Below are 18,884 nucleotides of genomic sequence, written 5' to 3'. Positions count from 1 at the left end.
ATGTTCTCCACTCAACGCTTCCCCGGCAAGAAAAATGTTCTTCAGATGCCGAAATTCCTGGTATTCCTGTGTACAGATCATTGCAAACAGGTTAAAAAGAGAAGGAACAAAATTGATATGGGTTACCTTATACCGGTGAATATATGATACTATCAAATAAGGGTCTTTCTCCTCTCCGGGCCCCATCAGTACAGCTTTTCCCGGCGCATTTATGAAAAACCCAAACAACTCGGGAACAGACACGTCAAAATAATAAGGCGTTTTTACCAGGTAAACATCATCTTCTGTAAAAGGAAAAATGCGGTCCAGGCCATACAACAGGTTAACCACTGATTGATGTTCCACCATAACGCCTTTGGGATCCCCTGTTGACCCGGACGTATACATTACATACATCAGATCATTCCTGCTGATAGCGACCCCGGGAGCATCTGTACTAAAAGCAAGATGCGGGTCATCGTCCAACAGAACGGTTTCTATCATCTTATCTATCGACTGCTTAAAGTGCTGCCGCGTTACCAGCAGAACAGCTTCACTATCCTTCAGCAAAAATTCCACCTTGCCCTGGGGTAGTTTTGTGTTTACAGGAAGATAAGCCGCGCCGGTTTTTAATATCCCGTATATCCAGATCAGCATTTCCGGCGAGCGGTCCAGCATTACGGCTACTACTTTGTTGCGGCCCGCACCTTTGCTGATCAGGTAATTCGCTACCCTGTCAGACGCCTGATCCAACCCGGCATAGCTCAGCTTTTCATGCTCCGATATCACCGCTGTATGTGCGGGAAAAGCAACTGCACGCAGCTTTAGCAATTCCATCAAGGTAATATCCCGGGGATAAGTCCATTCGGACTGGTTAAGGCCGGCAGCCATCTTCTTCTTTTCATCCTCATCCAGCAGTGAAATTTCCACAACCGGTATGTTGACATGCTGACCCACTGCTTCAAGTATATGCATAAAATGTTTAAAGACCGATTCCATCAGTAGCCCGGGATATTTTTCTTCCCGGTAGTCAAACTGAATAGTGATCTCCGCTTCATGCCAGATGGTTAGTGTAAGATCGAAATTTGTCTGTTCAAAGATCTCTGTGCCGGTTACTGTCAAAGCAGTGCTGCCTGTGGCCGGATTGCCCGGTGCATAATTCTCAAATACCCATAAATGGGTGAATAGCTGCTGTTTCAGGTCATTTTGGGCAAATATCTCAATTAATGGTACATGCTGATGCTGATAAACGGATGGTATGTATTGATTCAACTTTTTAAGAACACCGGAGAATGTATCGTCCTGGCTATATGCCACGCGGAAAGGGACGGTGTTAACGAAAAGTCCCACCATTTTTTCTACCCCTTCCAGCTCATAAGGCCGGCCGGATACTACCTGCCCAAAAACTACATCGCGGCAGTTATTGTACTTTGCGAGTAAGATGCCCCAGATCGCTTGCAGCACCAGGTTTACCGTAGTACCCTCTGCAGCTGCCATTGTTTCTGCATACTTTGTGAGCTTACTACCCAGCGTTTTACGAAGCCGGTTGAACGTAGCAGCGGCCGCTGAGCTTTGTTTCAGTGGGGATATATCTGCTACCGTATCATATCCGGACAAATAATTTCGCCAGAACAGCCGTCCTTCTTCCGGCTGTTGTTTCTCCAGCCACTTCAGAAAAGTTTTATATTGCCGCGAATTTGCGGCTACCGGCAACTGACCGTTTGCCAGGCGCTGATAACATGACAGGAAATCTGAAATCAACAGCGCAATGCTCCAGCCATCCAGTATAATATGATGAAAACTCCATACCAATGCATTGCCTGCCGGCAGTATCACCAGCATTACGCGCATTAGCGGATCCTCTGTCAGATCAAAGCCCCGTTGCCTGTCTGCGGCTTTCAGTGCTTCAAGGGAGCTTTCCCCGTCAGCTTTCCTCACACTAAATTCAATTTTCCGACTTTTAAGTACTACCTGCAGTGGCTCATCCAGGTCCTCGTGAATAAATGCTGTCCGCAATACTTCATATTGCTGCGACAAATGATCCAGGCATAAACGGCAAGCTGCTTCATCTATGTTCCCGTTAATCAGATAGGTTTGTTGCAGGAAGTAGGTGGATGCCTGTTTGTCGTAAATCCAGTGAAACAGCATCCCCTTCTGTAAAGGCGTCAGCCGGCAGATATCTTCAATTTCATTCCCTGGCATAAGATTAACTGAATTTTTTACTAAGAACTTCCAGTGCTTCGTTTGAAATAGCGGAATAAGTAAAATCACTGGGGGTAAATGATCGTTGGGTCTGCGACAGGCAATGTGCTGTCAGCTCCTGTAAGCAGGCAACATAAGCTGTTATCAATGCGGTGATGGTATCATCCGTGAAGGCTTCACAGTTGTACTGAAACTCCAGCTCCAGTTTATTTCCAATGGCTATCACCGAAATATGCAGGCTTTGTGGTTGCTCCAGATGTAAGCTTTGCGGATCTCCCGACGGTTCTTCTGCCAGGCAGAATGTGCTGTTTACCTCCGCCGAGGAGAACTGTCCCATATAGTTGAACATGATCTCCGGTGTACAGGAAGCCGGCAGTGGTGCGGGGACTGAACAATACCGGTATATGCCGTATCCGGCGCCGCGGTTTGGAATATGGCGCCACTGCTCCTTAACAGCCTTCACTGCTGCGCCCATATCAGCAGACAACGGCACCTCCAGCAAAACAGGGAACATGCTTGTAAACCAGCCTACCGTGCGGCTAATGTCCAGTGGGGAAATACCTTCCTCCCGGCCGTGCCCTTCCAGCATCAGTAATTGGGATGAAGTGCCTCCCTGCGCCTGCAGCGCCAGTATTAAACCGGTCAATAACAGTTCTATTGTTTCTGTTCCGTAAGCATGATGTGCTTCTGATATCAGACCTGCTGTAAGCGTCGTGTCCAGCGTATGCTGCTGACGGTGAAATGCCGACAGCCGGCGGTCTGCCGGTGTGCGCCAACCCGCAAGCGGTGTGGTCTCCATTCTGTCGAGCCGTTGCCAATAGGCATGCTCCAGGTCCACAATATCCCTGCGCTCCTGCAGGGAACGCGCCCAGTTGCCATAGGAAGCCGTTCTGGCAGGAAGGCTACCTCCGTTATACAACGTTTCAAGGTCCTCAAAAATGATCCGCCACGATACACCATCCACAACAAGGTGATGGATCACCAGCAGCAGGCGGTCGCCTTTATTCTGCCGGATCAATGCGCACCGCAGCAAGGGACCCGTTGCCGGGTCACAATCCTGCTGCAATGAATTGAAAATGGGCAACAGTTGCGCATCAGCTTCCCCCCGCAGGTCGTACACCAACGGGCGGGGAAAACTGCCCCGGCATGGTTGATACTCCTGGTAAACACCTGTAGCGTCTTCCCGGAACACCAGCCGCAAAGCGTCGTGATGATATTCAAGCCCCTGTAAAGCAGTCCGCAACCGATCCTCATCTACCTGTTCCCGGCACCGCAGTAATACCGACTGATTATAATGCCCTTTATGCGGGCTATTACCATAATAGCTAAAAAACCGGTGTTGTACCGGCGCCAGTGGCGCCCTGCCTGTAACAGCCTCCTGTGCTGTTTCCCCTGTTATCCTGCGGGCCTGCCGCGCCAGTCCTTCTATTGTCGGATGATCAAATATATCCTTCATGCTTACGCTGTAACCCTGGCTGCGTAAGCGAGACATTACCTGTATGGCTTTAATGGAATCGCCACCCAGTGAGAAAAAGTTTGCCGTTGCGCCGATCTGCTCCCTGCCCAGTGTAGCAGCCCACACAGCAGCCACCTGCTGCTCGGTTTCTCCAGAAGGCGCGCGGAACAGGTTATCGGTAAACAGCAATGGCGACGGTAACGCCTGTACGTCTTTTTTGCCGCTACCCGTTAGCGGAAATGAATCCAGGCGCATTAACACACCAGGCACCATATAATCTGCCAGTTCCCCGGACAGGTAAGCCCTTAAAAAGGATTCTTCCACTGCTGTTGCACTGGTATAATAACCACATAAAATATCTTCCCTGAATACCACACAGGCGTCGGATATACCGGGAGCAGCCAGCATCATGTGTTCTATTTCACCCGGTTCTACTCTGTTGCCACGGATCTTCAATTGCCGGTCAACCCGGCCAAGACATTCAACATTGCCATCGGGCAGCCAGCGCGCAAGATCTCCCGTCCGGTAAACCCGGTCCAGGCCCAGCAGATGATTAGGCCCGAAGCGGCGCAGGGTTTCTTCTTCATTATTAACATAACCACGGGCAAGGCCGGCGCCTGATATACAAAGTTCACCTGCAACCCCCACCGGCTGCAGCTGCCCGTTCACGTCGGTAATCCACAGCTGCACATTGTCTACCGGACGGCCAATGGGAATCAGATCGTAATATTGTGCAGGAACACAATCAAACCATGCGGCCTCAATGGTCGTTTCAGTAGGCCCATACATATTGATTAACCGCGTGCCTGTATGACGGCAAACCAGTGAATCAAATTTCATAGCCAGATCCGGGCTCAATGCTTCACCGGTGCTGATCACTCTTCTAACGTCATTTAATTTCCGCACCTCCGGAGTGTCTTTTATCCATTCAAGAAAACCATTTAACATGGAAGGTACAAAGTAGAGCACTGTCACACGCTTCTCCACAATAACGTCCAGCAGGTTACCGGGGTCTTTCTCTTTTCCTTCTTCAAGAATATGCAACGAGGCATCTGCTATATACCAGCTGAAAAGTTCAAAGGCAGAGACATCAAAGAAAACAGGTGTCTTTAATAACATTACATCCGCTGCGTATAAGGGATAAGCACGCTGCATCCATTCCAGCCTGTTCTGCAAAGCGCCCCGCTCAATCATTACGCCTTTCGGGATTCCGGTGGAGCCTGAAGTGTGAATAATATAAGCCAGGCTGTTTGGAGCGTACTCCACAACCGGACGTATTGCAGCGCATTGCCTGTATTGAAGATCATGGGTGGCTATTTTAGGGGTAGGACCGGTGTATTGCTGGCTGTACGTGGCATCACATATCATCAGCTGTATGTTGCTGCGCTCCGTCATTAACCGGATGCGTTTTGCAGACAACCGAGGATTGATGGGCATATAGGCGCCTCCCGCCTTTAAAATGGCGTGAATCCATAACACCATTTCAACCGATCTGTCGGCAATCATTCCCACCACCTTTTCACTGCCCACGCCTTTGGAGATCAGGAAATTAGCCATGCGGTCTGTTTCTTCTGCAAACTCCTGGTATGTTAAACTTCTTCCCGGAGATGATATAGCCACCTTTCCGGCGTTAGCGTAATCCCTGTCTGTGAAAAAAATGTCTGCAACCGGCTCCTGCCAATGCGCAACAGCCTGCTGTGTAATAAAGTACTGCGAAGGATCTGCCTCCAGTATTCCCTTCTTGCATGCCGGCTTATCCGGTGCATCAGACAGCAGCGTAAGTGCGCTTTCAAAGTAACTGCAAAATTTTGCCGCCATCTCATCAGTCAGGAGCAGGGAGGAATAGTGCAACACCATTTCAGGCTCGCCAAGGGTTTTACTGAAAGTGAAATCAATCTCAAAGTTATTGACAGAATAAGAGCTTACTTCCAGCTTTCTGTATAATTTGGTTTGCTGCACCGCATAATCCACACTTTCCAGGGCATGGAAATCAACGTAATTAAATGTTGCATTGATGAACGCACCTGAATTGTTTCCACCTCTCTCCGTTTCTATCAGTTTTAAAATATCAAGGAAAGTGATTTTCCCGTGCACCAGTACCTCTTTTAACTTTTCATTTACCCGGTGAAAGTATTGCTCCCAGGTTTCTTCGTCTACAAACCCAAACCTTACCGGTAGTACATTCAGGAAGCAGCCTAATATTTTGTCTCCGTCTTCCTTCACCGGCCGGTTATTGTCTATAATACCTACTAACAGGTCCTTTTCACGGCACAGCATGTAAACCCCAAACAGCCAGGCTCCAAAACAGAGATTCTTTATGCTGATGTTATGCTGTTTTGACATATTTGAGAGGGTACTCATAAAACCGGGTGGAGGCTCATGCCGGTGGCGCTGCCTGGTATGTTCCGGTGCCTGTCTCTTTCCGGAAGGATAGATATTCAGTGGTATAAAATCTTTTAATTGTGTTTTCCAGTATGTTTCGTACAGGTTGCTTTTTCTATTCACCATTTCAGCAACAACATAATCCTTATAGCTGGCGGCAGGAGCCGGTGGCATATAGCCCGGATCCTTTCCCAGTTTCAGATAAGTGTCGTGCAACGCTGCCTTGAATAATGCGTCGCTCCATCCATCAATGATGGCATGATGCACCACCCACGCCATCACCACTTCATGTGCTGAAAGGCGGAATATGGTCAGTCTCCACAATGGCGTAGCAAACAAATCAAAAGGATGTTTCAGATCATCCTGCAAAAAATCATTGATCCGCTTTTCCTGCTGTTCTTCATCCATCAGCGAATAATCATAGTACGCCAATGGCAATGGAATTTCTTTATATACCACCTGTAAGGGATAACCGTCGCGCACCAGGCTAAATGATGTTCTCAACGTGCTATGTTTTGAAACCAGCAGGGAAACCGATTTCCTGAGTGTTTCAAAGTCAAAATTCTCATAGTACAACTGGTGTACCATATGATCGTGATAAAAAGTGGAAGCCGGTTCTCTCAGGGTATGGAACAACATTCCCACCTGTACATCACTGGCAGGGAACACATCCTCAACCCCGGAAGGATCCGCGGCGCCAGACAGCCATTCCTTTTTTTCCTGCTCAAAAAGGGCCATCACTTCACTGATAACAGCAGGATCCTGCGCAGGATCCGTTTCGGGTAGCCGGGCTGCCAGTTTTTGGATAGTCGGATGTTTCAACATATCCTGCACAGTGAGTTTTGTTTTAAACTCCCTGTTTATTTTGGCGATCACCCGCAATGCCCTGATAGAATCTCCTCCCTGCTGATAGAAGTCGTCATTAACACCTATGCGCGCTGTATTCAACACTTCTTTCCAGATCCCGGCAAGTATTAATTCCCGGGACGTAGCCGGCTGTTCTGAATATATAACAGCGCTGTCACGTGGTAGTTTTGCCCTGTCTGCTTTCCCGCTTACCGTAAGCGGGATGGTATCAATTTGCACAATACCGGCAGGAATTGCATAGGGCGGTAAGATCGTTGCCAGGTGTATCCCTACCTGCTCAATATCCAGTTCATGGTCTGCCACCAGATAAGCATAGATCTCTCCCGTCGCATTTTTATCCGCCCACAAAACAACCTTTGCATTAGTCACTCCGGGGTAAGACAATGCCGCTGCCTCCACCTCACCCAGTTCAACCCGGAAGCCGCGGATCTTTACCTGGCTGTCATTTCTGCCAATATACTCCATGGTAATGTCCGGTCGCATCCTGGCCATATCGCCGGTCCGATACATTTTTTGTCCCTGCCTGAACGGATGAGGAACGAATTTATCGCGGGTCCCTTCCGGATTGTTGAGATACCCTATGGCAAGACAGCTCCCTGCAATACAGATTTCACCGGGAAAGCCTGTGGCAACAGGTTTTCCATTCCTGTCGAGAAGATATATCTGCGTATTGAAAACAGGTCTGCCAATGGGCACGGCAATCGTCCTATTATCTTTCCCCGGTGTATATTGATATATCATACATCCCACCGTGGCCTCCGTTGGTCCGTACTCGTTATATATTTCCGTTCTGCCGCCAAAGAAGAGGTGCGCCTTTTGTGCAAGATGTGTTTCCAGTTGCTCTCCTCCCACAATAATACGTTTGAGTTTGAGGTCCGGCATATTATCCAATTCCTCCTGCAATGCCTGGTGTTCAACCAGCCCACCTAACTGGGAAGGGGTTAGCTTAATAACTGATACCTCGTTCTCTGATAATATTGTATCCAGCAGGAAACTGTTATTTCCCTCATACACTATTAACCTGTTGCCTGTGATTAACGGGAGGAAAATGGAAGTAATAACCATATCAAAACACAAAGCAGTATATACCGGGAAATCGCAGCCATCCTCCTTTACATAAGTTTTCGCAGCCCATGACAGGTAATTCAGCAGCGAGGTATGCCCGATCTCTACCCCTTTGGGGGTACCGGTAGTACCGGATGTATAGATAACATATGCCCTGTCTGCCGGCAATGGGCCATCTGTACCCGGCCCCTTCTTTTCCGCAGCCAGCCAGTCTATTGCGTCAGTATACAGTATGGCGCCGGAAAAGCTTTCTGCTTTGGTGGCAAGCGATTTATCTGCGATCAATAAACTGCAGCCACTATTGCTTAGTATATAGGCAATCCTTTCCGGCGGATCATTCAGATTGAGGGGCAGGTAGCTGTATCCGGCACGTAAAATGCCGGTAATAACGGCTATTGTATCCAACGACCGCTCCATCAGTACAGCCACAATCCCATTACGGGATATATTGTAACCGGCCAAAAGGTGAGCCATAACATCCATACGGGCTGCCAGTTGCAGGTAGGTGATCTCTTTTCCCGCTGAGTGCACCGCTATACGCTGCGGGAAAACACCCGCCATTCGCTGTACCAGGTCCACCACCGTCACGTTATCTTCCAATGGCGCGTCCGTATTATTGTAATCTTTTATTACCCTGTTATATTCCGCTTCACTCAATAATTCCAGCTCTTTTAACGGTAATTGCTGATTGTGCAACAGCTGGTAAAGCAACCGGCCGAACAATGATGAAGCCATGGCTGCATCGGCCGCTGTAAAAACAGTATCCAGATATGTCAGGTGACATTTGATTTCTCCCTCCCTTTCCAGGCACTGTAGTGTCAGGTCCCACTTAGCCACCGTATGCTGATAGTCAAACTGCCCGAGTACAACATCTCCCATTTGCAGTGTTCCAAAATCATCAACATTATAAAAAAACCACGTATTAAAAAGAGATGATCTGCCATTTTCTACCGGGAGCCCGGCCTCCTGCACCAACATTTCATATGGATAGTCCTGGTGCTCCAGGGCATTCACCACCTGCTGCTTCACCTGCTGCAACAACCACTCAAAGGTTTCCTCCCCGGAAATATTTATACCTGCCGGCAAGGCATTGACAAACATGCCAACAATTTCTTCCAGGTCCCTGTTATTTCTGCCGGCAGCCGGTATCCCGATACAAAACCGTTGCTGACATGATAACCTGTTCAGAAAAACGCCATATACTGCCAGTAAAAAGCTAAAAACGGTTGTCCCATGTTTGGCTGCCTGCTCTTTTAACAACAAAGTATCCTTCCGGTCCAGCGTATAAATTCCACTGATGCCTTTCCCAGTCCCATCTGTGTTTTTACCTAAACCAAAATCGACCGGCCCGGAAGTATGCTGCCGCTCCTTCAGCCAATAGCTGCGCTGGCCGGCAACCCGCTCCAGGAAAGCGTCCGTATGCTGCCATTCACTGTAATCCACATACCTGGCCGGCAAGGCTTCCAGTTCACCGTTATTGTAAACAGTGATGAAATCCCTGAAAAGCAGCGATTGGGAAATCCCGTCAAAAACGATGTGATGTACATCAAATACGAGTACATGTTCCGATTCGCCTAAAGAGAAAAGACCAACACGGAACAATGGCCCCCTGTTAAGGTCAAAGGGCCGTACAAAACTGCAGAGCACATCACCGGCACTTTTCCCTGGCTCATATTCCAATACACTGAAAAAGTTCCCGATATCCGTATTAAACCGCTGGTACAAGATCCCGTCCCTTTCACAAAAAACAGTACGTAAACTTTCATGATGCCTCGCCAGGGACCTGAATGCCTTCTCCATTCCCGTTATATCTGCCTGCCCGGTTAACTTATAGGCCACCGGCAAATTATAGGCGGTAGTACCGGGATTCAGCTGTTCATAGGCATATATTTGCTGTTGCTGACTGCTTGCCAGATAAAATTCCCTGACGCCGGCGCCGGGAATACGCCCATCGCTCCACCAGGCATTTGTTTCCCTCAGCCAGTTTATCATCCCTTCCTTTTCCTGTCTTATCTCTGAAATCAGATCGTCCGGAACAGATACACTTCCTCCGTTCAAAAGCAGATTGTCTCCCTCCAGCCGTATGGTTAACCCGGCTTCGCTGATCCTGTTTAATAACTGAATATATCTGGCAGACATAAAATTTACTGTTTAAATAACAACTGAAGTTCCTTCTATTGCAGCGGCGTTATTAACGGTGAGCAAGCGTGCTGTTTTCACCAGCACCGCTATTTCGGATATGTGGTTTAACCGTAAAATGTCCAGTAACCGGAGCCGGACCGACAACCTTTTTTCAATGCCCGAAACCAGTTTCATGGCGTCAATGGAAGTACCGCCCAATTGCGCGAAGCTCATATTCATCCCGATCCGGGATGACGGAATATTAATGATGCCACCACAGATTTCAACAAGTGTCTGCTCCATATCATCTGCCGGCGCCACCCGGTCATTTTCTGCATCCTGCCGTATTTCCGGCAGCGCCTTCCTGTTAAGTTTTCCATTAATTGTTACCGGAATCTGGTCAATCATCATGAAATAAGAAGGAACCATGTATTGAGGTAATACGCCGGTCAGGTAATCACGCAGGGCGGAGGTATTAACTTCCCGCGTGGCGGTAAAGTAGGCGCACAGTTTCCGGTCGGTCCCCATCTTCCGTATATCGGCCACAGCTTCTCCAATTCCCGGATATTTTCTGAGCCATGTTTCTATTTCCCCCAATTCTATCCGGTAGCCGCGTAGCTTTACCTGGGAATCCATACGACCAAGAAATTCCAGGTTTCCGTCTTCAAACCACCTTGCCCTGTCACCGGTCTTATAAAATATTTCCCCTTTCTCGAAGGGATTAGGTAAAAACTTACTGCGTGTTAATGCAATGTCATTCACATATCCTGTTGCCAGGCATCTTCCGCCGATATATAAATCGCCGGGAGTTCCTATGGCACAGCAGTTCAACGACTGGTCCAGTACATAGTACCTGGCATTCTGAATAGGTTTACCATAGGGTATGCTGCTCCAGTTACTGTTTATTGCGTCAATATCAAAAAAATTAGACCAGATCGCCGCTTCGGTGGCGCCTCCCAACGCGGTAACCGCTACGTCTTTAAAATTAACCGCCAGGTCTTCTTTGATTGTTAGCGGTACCCAGTCGCCACTCAGGAACACCCTTTTTAATTTACCGGATCTGTTTTTAAAACGATCCTCCCGCAGGCAGGGAAGTATCTGTTGCAAAGCAGCAGGAGCAGAATCCCAGAAAGTAATGTCCTCGTTAAACAAAATTTCGGTCAGTCGTGCAGGATCCGTTACTTCTTCCTGTTTAGCCAACCGGATAGTAGCGCCGGCCATCAGTATGCCGAATATATCATACACAGACAGGTCAAATCCGAGTGAAGTAAGAAACAGCAGTTTATGCGACGAGTCTATAGCGTATGATTTATTCACCCATTCCAGGGTGTTAACTACCGGCTGATGTTTCACGAGCACGCCTTTGGGCACGCCACTTGAGCCGGAAGTATGAATAATGTAGGCGTAATCATCCGGAGCTACCATCCTGTCTACGTTCTCACCATTTTGTTTTGCCACATCTTCCCATGTAAGCAGTTTTATATTGCTGTGCGCCCATGCGGCCAGCGCTTCGCCACAGCTCTTTTCAGGGCTGAGACAGATCACCACTCCTACTGTACAATGCCCTGCTTTTATAAGTTGAGATACCCGGTCCAGGTGATGGCCATCTGTAACCAGGATGCCTATTCCAATAGACCGGATGATGCCACCAATACGCTGATCCGGTTGCTGAAGCTCCAGTGGCACATATACATCTCCCGCCTTCAACACACCTAAAACAGCGGCGATCATTTCTATAGACCGTTCCAGGAAGATACCCACAGGGATCCCTTTCAGAGAGCAGATTTCCGCTACCGATGCTGCAATTCTGTTGGCGGTACTATTTAATGCTTCATAACTGATACTGCTGTCGCCGGTGGTTACCGCTGTACGTCCGGCAGACAAAGCCACCTGTTTTTCTACCAGCTGGTGAATGTTGCAGGCACTACTGTAAGGTGCTGCTGTATTGTTGAATTGAAATAGTATTTTGTCTTTTTCCTTTGCAGGCACCCAGTCCAGCGCAGCGCAACCTCTTCCTGTACTTTTTCCGATGTCGGCCACCAGTGTACGGAGGCAGTCCATCAGCCGGTCTACCTTTTCTTCTTTAAAAACCGTAGTGGCATATTCGAGGTTGAAAGACAGGAAATCTCCTTTATCAATACACTCTATGGTGAGGTCAAACTTGGCAACCCCTTTGTCTACCTGGACCGATTCCATGATAAGACCAGGAAGTTCAAATGCCGGCTCCCAGTCTTCCTGCAGCACAAACATCACATCGAAAAGCGGGTTCCTCGCCGCATCAAACTGCATGGAAAGATCTCCCAACAGGTCTTCAAATGCATATTCCTGGTGTTCCAGCGCTTTCAGTACCAATTGTTTTACATCGCGCAGCAAATCAGCAAACGGCTTATCAGGATCAACATGAATACGCATCGCCATTGTATTTACAAACATGCCGATGATACCTTCCAGCGCTATGTTATTACGCCCGCTAACGGATGTTCCGATCACTACTTCCTCTTCATTACTCAGTTTTGCAATCACCACGCTGATACAAGTCAGCAAAAGGGTGTACATAGAAACACCGCTTGCCTCTGAAATTTTCCGCAGCCGCGCCGTCTCTTCCTGTGTAAGTTCATAATGACGGAGTTTCCCTGCCGTTTCCCGCACGGCCTGCCGTCTGAAATCGGCCGGTAATCCTGCATGAGGCGTATAACCCGCCAGTTGCTCCTTCCAGAATTTACCATGTGCCTGGTAAGATGCAGATCCAAACCTGGAAACATTCCATTCCGCATAATCATAGTACTCAAGCCGGTTAGGCAACAATGTATCCTGTTTATATGCACGGATAAAATCATCTACAAAAAGATTGATGGAAATACCATCACAAACAATATGATGCATATCAACAATAAATTTGTACTGCTCCGGCGCCTCCTTTATCAACATGGCCCTCAGTAAAGGAGGCTTATCCAGGACAAATGGGCGGAAGAACGCCTGCTCCGCCTCCCGGGAATCCGACAGTACTTCATCAAATAAATCTATTGAGAATGCACATTCGTCAAATACCTTTTGCACCGGAATACCTTCCTGTTCAAAAAAAGCAGTCCGCAATATGGTATGCTTTGCTATCAGGCTCCTGAACGCATTCTCCACTCTCCCTGTATCCAGCGGGCCGTTTATCCGGAAACCGGCTGAAATATTATAGCTTAAAGATGATTTATCGAGTTCATTTAAAATAAAAAGTCTCCGTTGGGCCGCTGATTGCCGGTAATATTCCCTGGCCTCCGCCTTTTCGATAACCGGCGGTTTTGTTCCTTCCATTTTTTCTATCAGCTGCGCCATGTCCTGCACGGTCCTGTTTTCAAACACATCAGAAATGGAAAGGGATTTTTGCAACGTGTCCTGTACTTTCAATACAAAACTGATCACCTTCAGCGAGTTGCCTCCTAAAAGGAAAATATCTTCCGTTACGCTGAGTTCCTCCGCCGGCAACAACAATATATCCGCCCAGATCCGCTGTAACTGCTGCTCCAACCCGGTAACAGGCATCACCACCATCTTCCTCTTCTCTCCTGGTACCGGTAACTGTTCCACATCAATTTTTCCATTTATATTCAGCGGCATTGTTTCCACCCTGATGCAAAACTGTGGCAACATATACTCCGGCAGATGCAGCGCCAGATACGACCTGATGGCTGCATCGCTGATATCTTTACCGGCCATCAACTCGTAGTAAACCGCCAAATGCATTTCGCCGTGAATGCTTAACGGCCTTACCACATTTGACTTAATACCATTCATCCTGCCCAATACCACGGCAATCTCGTCCGGTTCAATACGATAACCATTCAGCTTTATCTGGTTGTCCATACGACCTGATAAGATCAACTCCCCATCATCTGTCCAGCGGGCAGCATCTCCACTTCTGTATATCAGTTGTTCCCCGATCCGGTCCAATAGCTGAAAACGCTTCGCTGTAACGGTATCATCCAGGTACCCGGTACTCAAACAGTGGCCGGCAATGCACAGTTCCCCCAGCGCTCCAACAGGCTGAATATGCAGGCTCTTGTCCAATACTAACAGCCGGGTGTTGCTAACAGGACGCCCAACTGTAATCGCAGCTGCGGCATCGCCTACCTCCTTACAGCTACATCCCACAGTAGCTTCCGTAGGCCCGTATTCATTGAATATCCGCATGGAAGGATCCATCTCCCGCAACACATTAATCTGCCCGGGTGTGAGGTTCTCCCCACCCAGTATAGCCAATCTTACATCGTTGCTGCCAGGTTTTATATGATTCAGAATATTGACATGAGAAGGTACCAGTTTTACCGCCTGTATGTCTGCTCCCGGGCTGAAAATGGCCCGCAGCGTATCATGTACCGGTACTGTGCTGTCAAATACAACCAGCGTATCGCCTCTCAGCAACGTGGTAAAGATGCTCGTTAAAGTAAGGTCAAAAGAAAGTGAGGTAAAAAAAGCGAAGTTGTAACGGGCGCCTGCATCAAAGTAATGATCATTAGCCCAGCAGAAATAGTTGATTGCGCTTTTGTTATGAATCTTTACGCCCTTAGGCTCCCCGCTGGTCCCTGAAGTAAAAAGGATATATAACAAATCGTCTCCGGAAATGATTGTTTCTTTTGCCTCATAAGTGGTTGTCGTGTAGCCGGCCTTGTTATATATCCAAACCGCGCCCCCGGTATCATGTTCCCTTTCGCTGATAAGGCATCTGCACGCGGCTGCATGCAGCACATGCTTCATTCGCTCCTCCGGAGTTTGAATATCCACAGGCACAAAAGCGGCCCCACATTTCATGATTGCCAGCAAAGCCACCAGCATGTCTGCGGAACGGTCCATCATCAGCGCCACCCTGTCTCCCTTTTTCACGCCCATCTCCTGCTGCAGGAAACCGGCCAGCGATGAAGAAAGGTGGTCTACCTCTGCATAAGTTGTCGTTTTGTTTCCGTGCCTGACACATATGGCGGTTCCCGATTTAACGAAAACCTCCTGCAGCAGCGGCATCAATCCACAATTAACATATGCGGCCTGTGGTCCCAGGCTCATTTTGAGTATCGCCTCTTCTTCTTCCTTATTCAATAAGCGCAACGAATCAATCATCACGTCGCCTTCACCTGTCAGTTGAAACAACAGGTTCTGGAAGTGTCCGGACAAACGCTCTATATAGCCATTACCATAATGTTCACTGTTATAGGAAAAAACAATTCTGATGCTGTCTTCCGGAAAAACAGTGACAGAAAGGTCGTAACTGGTATGGTGTTCGGCCATCAGTCGCCCCATCTTCAACCCGCTGTCCCATTCTTTTCCGGCGGCCCCGTACAAACTTTCCGATGCGGGCATGTTTTCAAAAACCAGCACATGATCTATTAACCGGTTCTTCAGGGGCGACAGGGATTGGATCTCTGTCAACGGGAAATAGCTATACTCCTCTGACTGAATAACTGATTGCTGCATCCGCCTGCACAGGTGGCCCAGGCTCTCATTCCGGTCAAACCGGACCCTTCTCGGGATCGTGTTAATGAACAATCCCACCGCCTCCTCAAAGTCCATTCCCTGTAATGCCCTTCCCGAAACGACGCATCCGAAAACCGCCTCTTCAGCGCTGTTGTATTTTGCAAGAAGCACCCCCCAGGTGCATTGAATAAGCGTATTCAGGGTAACCCCGGTGTTTATCGCCATCTGCCGCAATGCAGTAGCTTCCTTTTTTCCGATCAGCAGTTTTACTTCTTTGTTTTCTCCTTTTTTGCTCCTTCTGTCCGGAGAAAAGGGTAAGCTGGCGGCCCGTTGATAGCCGTCAAGATATTCACTCCAGTAATGAATGGCTGCACCCCTGTTGGTGTTAGCCAAAGCGCGGATAAAATGTTTGAATGCCGGGCCCTCCGGGAGCTGGTATTTAATGCCCCGGACAATACTATCATAGATAGCCCCGAACTCCCGGATTAAAATAACAATAGACCAGCCATCCAGTATAATATGATGATAGCTCCATACAAACTCATAGGTACCGGTCCCGATCTTAAAGATAGCCAGTCTCAATAAAGGCTCCCCTGTAATATCGAAACGTTGCTGCCTGTCTTTCTGCTTATATTGATCAATGTGTTGCAGTTTATCATAATCCGGCAGGCTTTCAAGATCATTGTAATACACGGGGATCTGCCGGTTTCCCGTTACAATCTGCCTTGGCCTGGAAAGTCCTTCATAAGCAAAAACGGTCCTGAGTATATCATGTCTTTCAACAAGGTTGTTTAATGTAAGATTGACCACTTCCGGATCTACGTCTCCATGCATTAGTATGCGTACCTGCCGGTGATATTGATCAACAGCCGCACTGTCCAGCGCATGCATAAGCATATTCTGCTGCATGGGCGACAGGCCATAAATATCCTTTATTTCTACTTTTCCGTTCATGATAACTGGTAGTTTCGGGTTATTTAATTGTTGGTACAGGTTACCGGATCATTTGGCGGATCTTGTCCAGTTCTGCTATGGTAAGGTCCCCGTCAGAAAAATCAGCCAGCATACCGGCGTCAATTTCTGAATGATAGCAGATACTCACCAATTGCGCGGTAAATTCTTCCATTTTCCGGGTTAACCTGTTCATATCCTGTTCGGCATACTTCGTACTGTCATAGTCAAAATTCAGTTCCAGTTGATGCTGACGGATAATTGCGGATACGATCATATTAAATCCTACCACATTGTCGGTATGCATAACCTGCTCATCTGAATGAAGATAATAGGATACCTGGCTGTTATGTATCCCAACGGCATCCGGCTCACTCATATAGTTGAAAAGTATATCCGACTGGTTTCCGGATAGCTGTTGACGAATAAGTGGATCTTCGCTCAGGTATCGCAGGGCGCCGTAGCTGAGTCCTTTATGCGGCACTTGTTGCATCCGGTCCCGGACGTTCATTAATCCCTGAACAGACAGCTCAGCGGCAGGCACCTCAAATCTTACAGGATAGATAGCCGTAAACCACCCTACAGTTCTGTTCAGTTCAATATCAGGAATGATCCGTTCCCGGCCATGGCCTTCCATTGCCACGCACAGATACTGCTGATCTGTCAGCACCTGGTATGACTTTGTAAGAATGTACAGGATAATATCAGGCATACTCACCTTATATCCCGGGCATAATTCAGACAGCAATATCTTCGTCGTTTCTCTTGAAATTTTCACTCCTGTTCTTTTATAGGCTCCCCATTTTACCGGCGCCGCGGGGGATGCCGGAGGTTCCCCACCCGACCCTCTCATCCAGTGTTTCATTGTTTCCAGTACATCCTTTCTGCGGGAAAAACCATGCAAGGCTTCTCCCCATTTTTTTACAGAACTGGTTTTTCTTCCCGGCTGCGGATGTTTTCCTGCTTTCAGCTGGTCGTACAGATGCACAAAATCTTCTGCCAGTATTCTCCAGGATAATATGTCTACAATGAGATGGTGCGCTACCATCACCAGGTAGCCGGCATTTTTAGTATTAACAACTGCCATTCTGAACAGCTGCTTTTTGGAGATACTTATCTCTCTCCTTAAGCGGCCGGTAATATCCAGTAAGGTGGCGGCTGTGTCATTTTCAGTAATTTCAATATAAACAGGCGTTACAGGTGTTACTTCCACAGGAATAAAAGCAGTAACGGTGTCGGTTTCCATCCTGAATACTGTTCTCAGTGCATCGTGATGCGCCTGCAGGTGATGAAATGCATCTGCCACCAGTTGTTTGTCAAAACGTTGTCCTGAAACCAGCGTAATTCCCTGCAGAAAGAAATCAGGGTTGGTAAAAGCGGTACTAAAAAACTGTTGCTGAACGGAAGTTAGCAGGATATCACCCGTTGCCGGTTCCGTAGCCAGGCGCTGCTGTTCCATCAGGATAATGGCACTACACAAACTCTTCAGGCTGGGGGCACTCAGGATATCAGCTACGCCAACAAAATATTCCTCTCTCGCCAGCCTGGCCTGCAACTGTATCGCCTTTATGGAATCACCACCCAGCGATATAAAACTGCTGTGGATACTAAGAGATCCGGTCCCGAGCACCGATTGACAAATGCCCAGTACCAGCAGTTCTTTTTTACTCAATACGCCGTTGTCTGTTTTTTTATCGGCCCGACGGTGGGGCGCTTCCTGAATGAGGGCATTCCGGTCCAGTTTACCATTCGCATTAAAAGTAAATACTGGCCTGTAGCTATATACGCTGGGTATGCAATACTCCGGCAGGAAATCTGACAACCAGGCATTGAGTTCCGCTTCATCAAGCATTGCAGCTGAAGAATAAAAAGCACACAGATAGCTGTCTCCATTGGTATGTTTCTGTAAAACCACTGCATTCTCTACACGGGGATGCTTCATGAGACACTGTTCTATTTCCGAGAGTTCGATCCTGAATCCCCTGATCTTTACCTGGTCATCCATCCTGCCGAGGAAAATAATGTTGCCATCTGTATCATACTTTGCAAGGTCCCCGGTACGATACAATCTTTGCCCTCTCCAGGTGATAAATTTTTTATCTGTAAGACCGGGATTATTTACATATCCCTTTGCCAGGCCCACACCGGCAATACACAGTTCGCCTGCAACGCCCACCGGCTGGAGCTGCATAAGCCGGCTCATAACGTATAAACAGATGTTATCAATCGGCTTCCCTATTGGAACAGGCGCATCGTAGTTTACCCGGTCGCATTCATAAAAGGAAACATCTATGGTAGCTTCTGTAGGGCCATATAAATTGATCAACCGGGGTCTTTTTCTACTAAAGAGCCGGTTAAACTTATTCACCGTTTCCCCGCTCAATGCTTCTCCGCTTGAAAACAACAC

The 18,884-nt window shown here is 47.9% G+C and carries 4 protein-coding genes; all 4 read right to left on the bottom strand.

The window, feature by feature from the left end:
- The coding region (locus VN105_RS28670) for a non-ribosomal peptide synthetase (RefSeq protein ID WP_325646739.1) at positions 1-2,181 on the bottom strand (2,181 nt) is incomplete at its 3' end.
- 4 nt (positions 2,182-2,185) lie between these two features.
- Positions 2,186-10,090, bottom strand: a complete 7,905-nt coding sequence (locus tag VN105_RS28665) for a non-ribosomal peptide synthetase (RefSeq protein WP_325646737.1) — start codon at positions 10,088-10,090, stop codon at positions 2,186-2,188.
- 12 nt (positions 10,091-10,102) lie between these two features.
- Positions 10,103-16,480: a non-ribosomal peptide synthetase gene (locus VN105_RS28660; protein ID WP_325646735.1), complete on the bottom strand. Its 6,378-nt coding sequence runs from the start codon at positions 16,478-16,480 to the stop codon at positions 10,103-10,105.
- 40 nt (positions 16,481-16,520) lie between these two features.
- Positions 16,521-18,884: condensation domain-containing protein (locus tag VN105_RS28655; protein ID WP_325646733.1), on the bottom strand; the 2,364-nt coding region annotated here is incomplete at its 5' end.

The sequence above is a fragment of the Chitinophaga sp. genome (assembly GCF_035564935.1).
Taxonomy (GTDB): Bacteria; Bacteroidota; Bacteroidia; order Chitinophagales; family Chitinophagaceae; genus Chitinophaga.
This window is presented reverse-complemented; position numbering and strand designations above follow the sequence as displayed.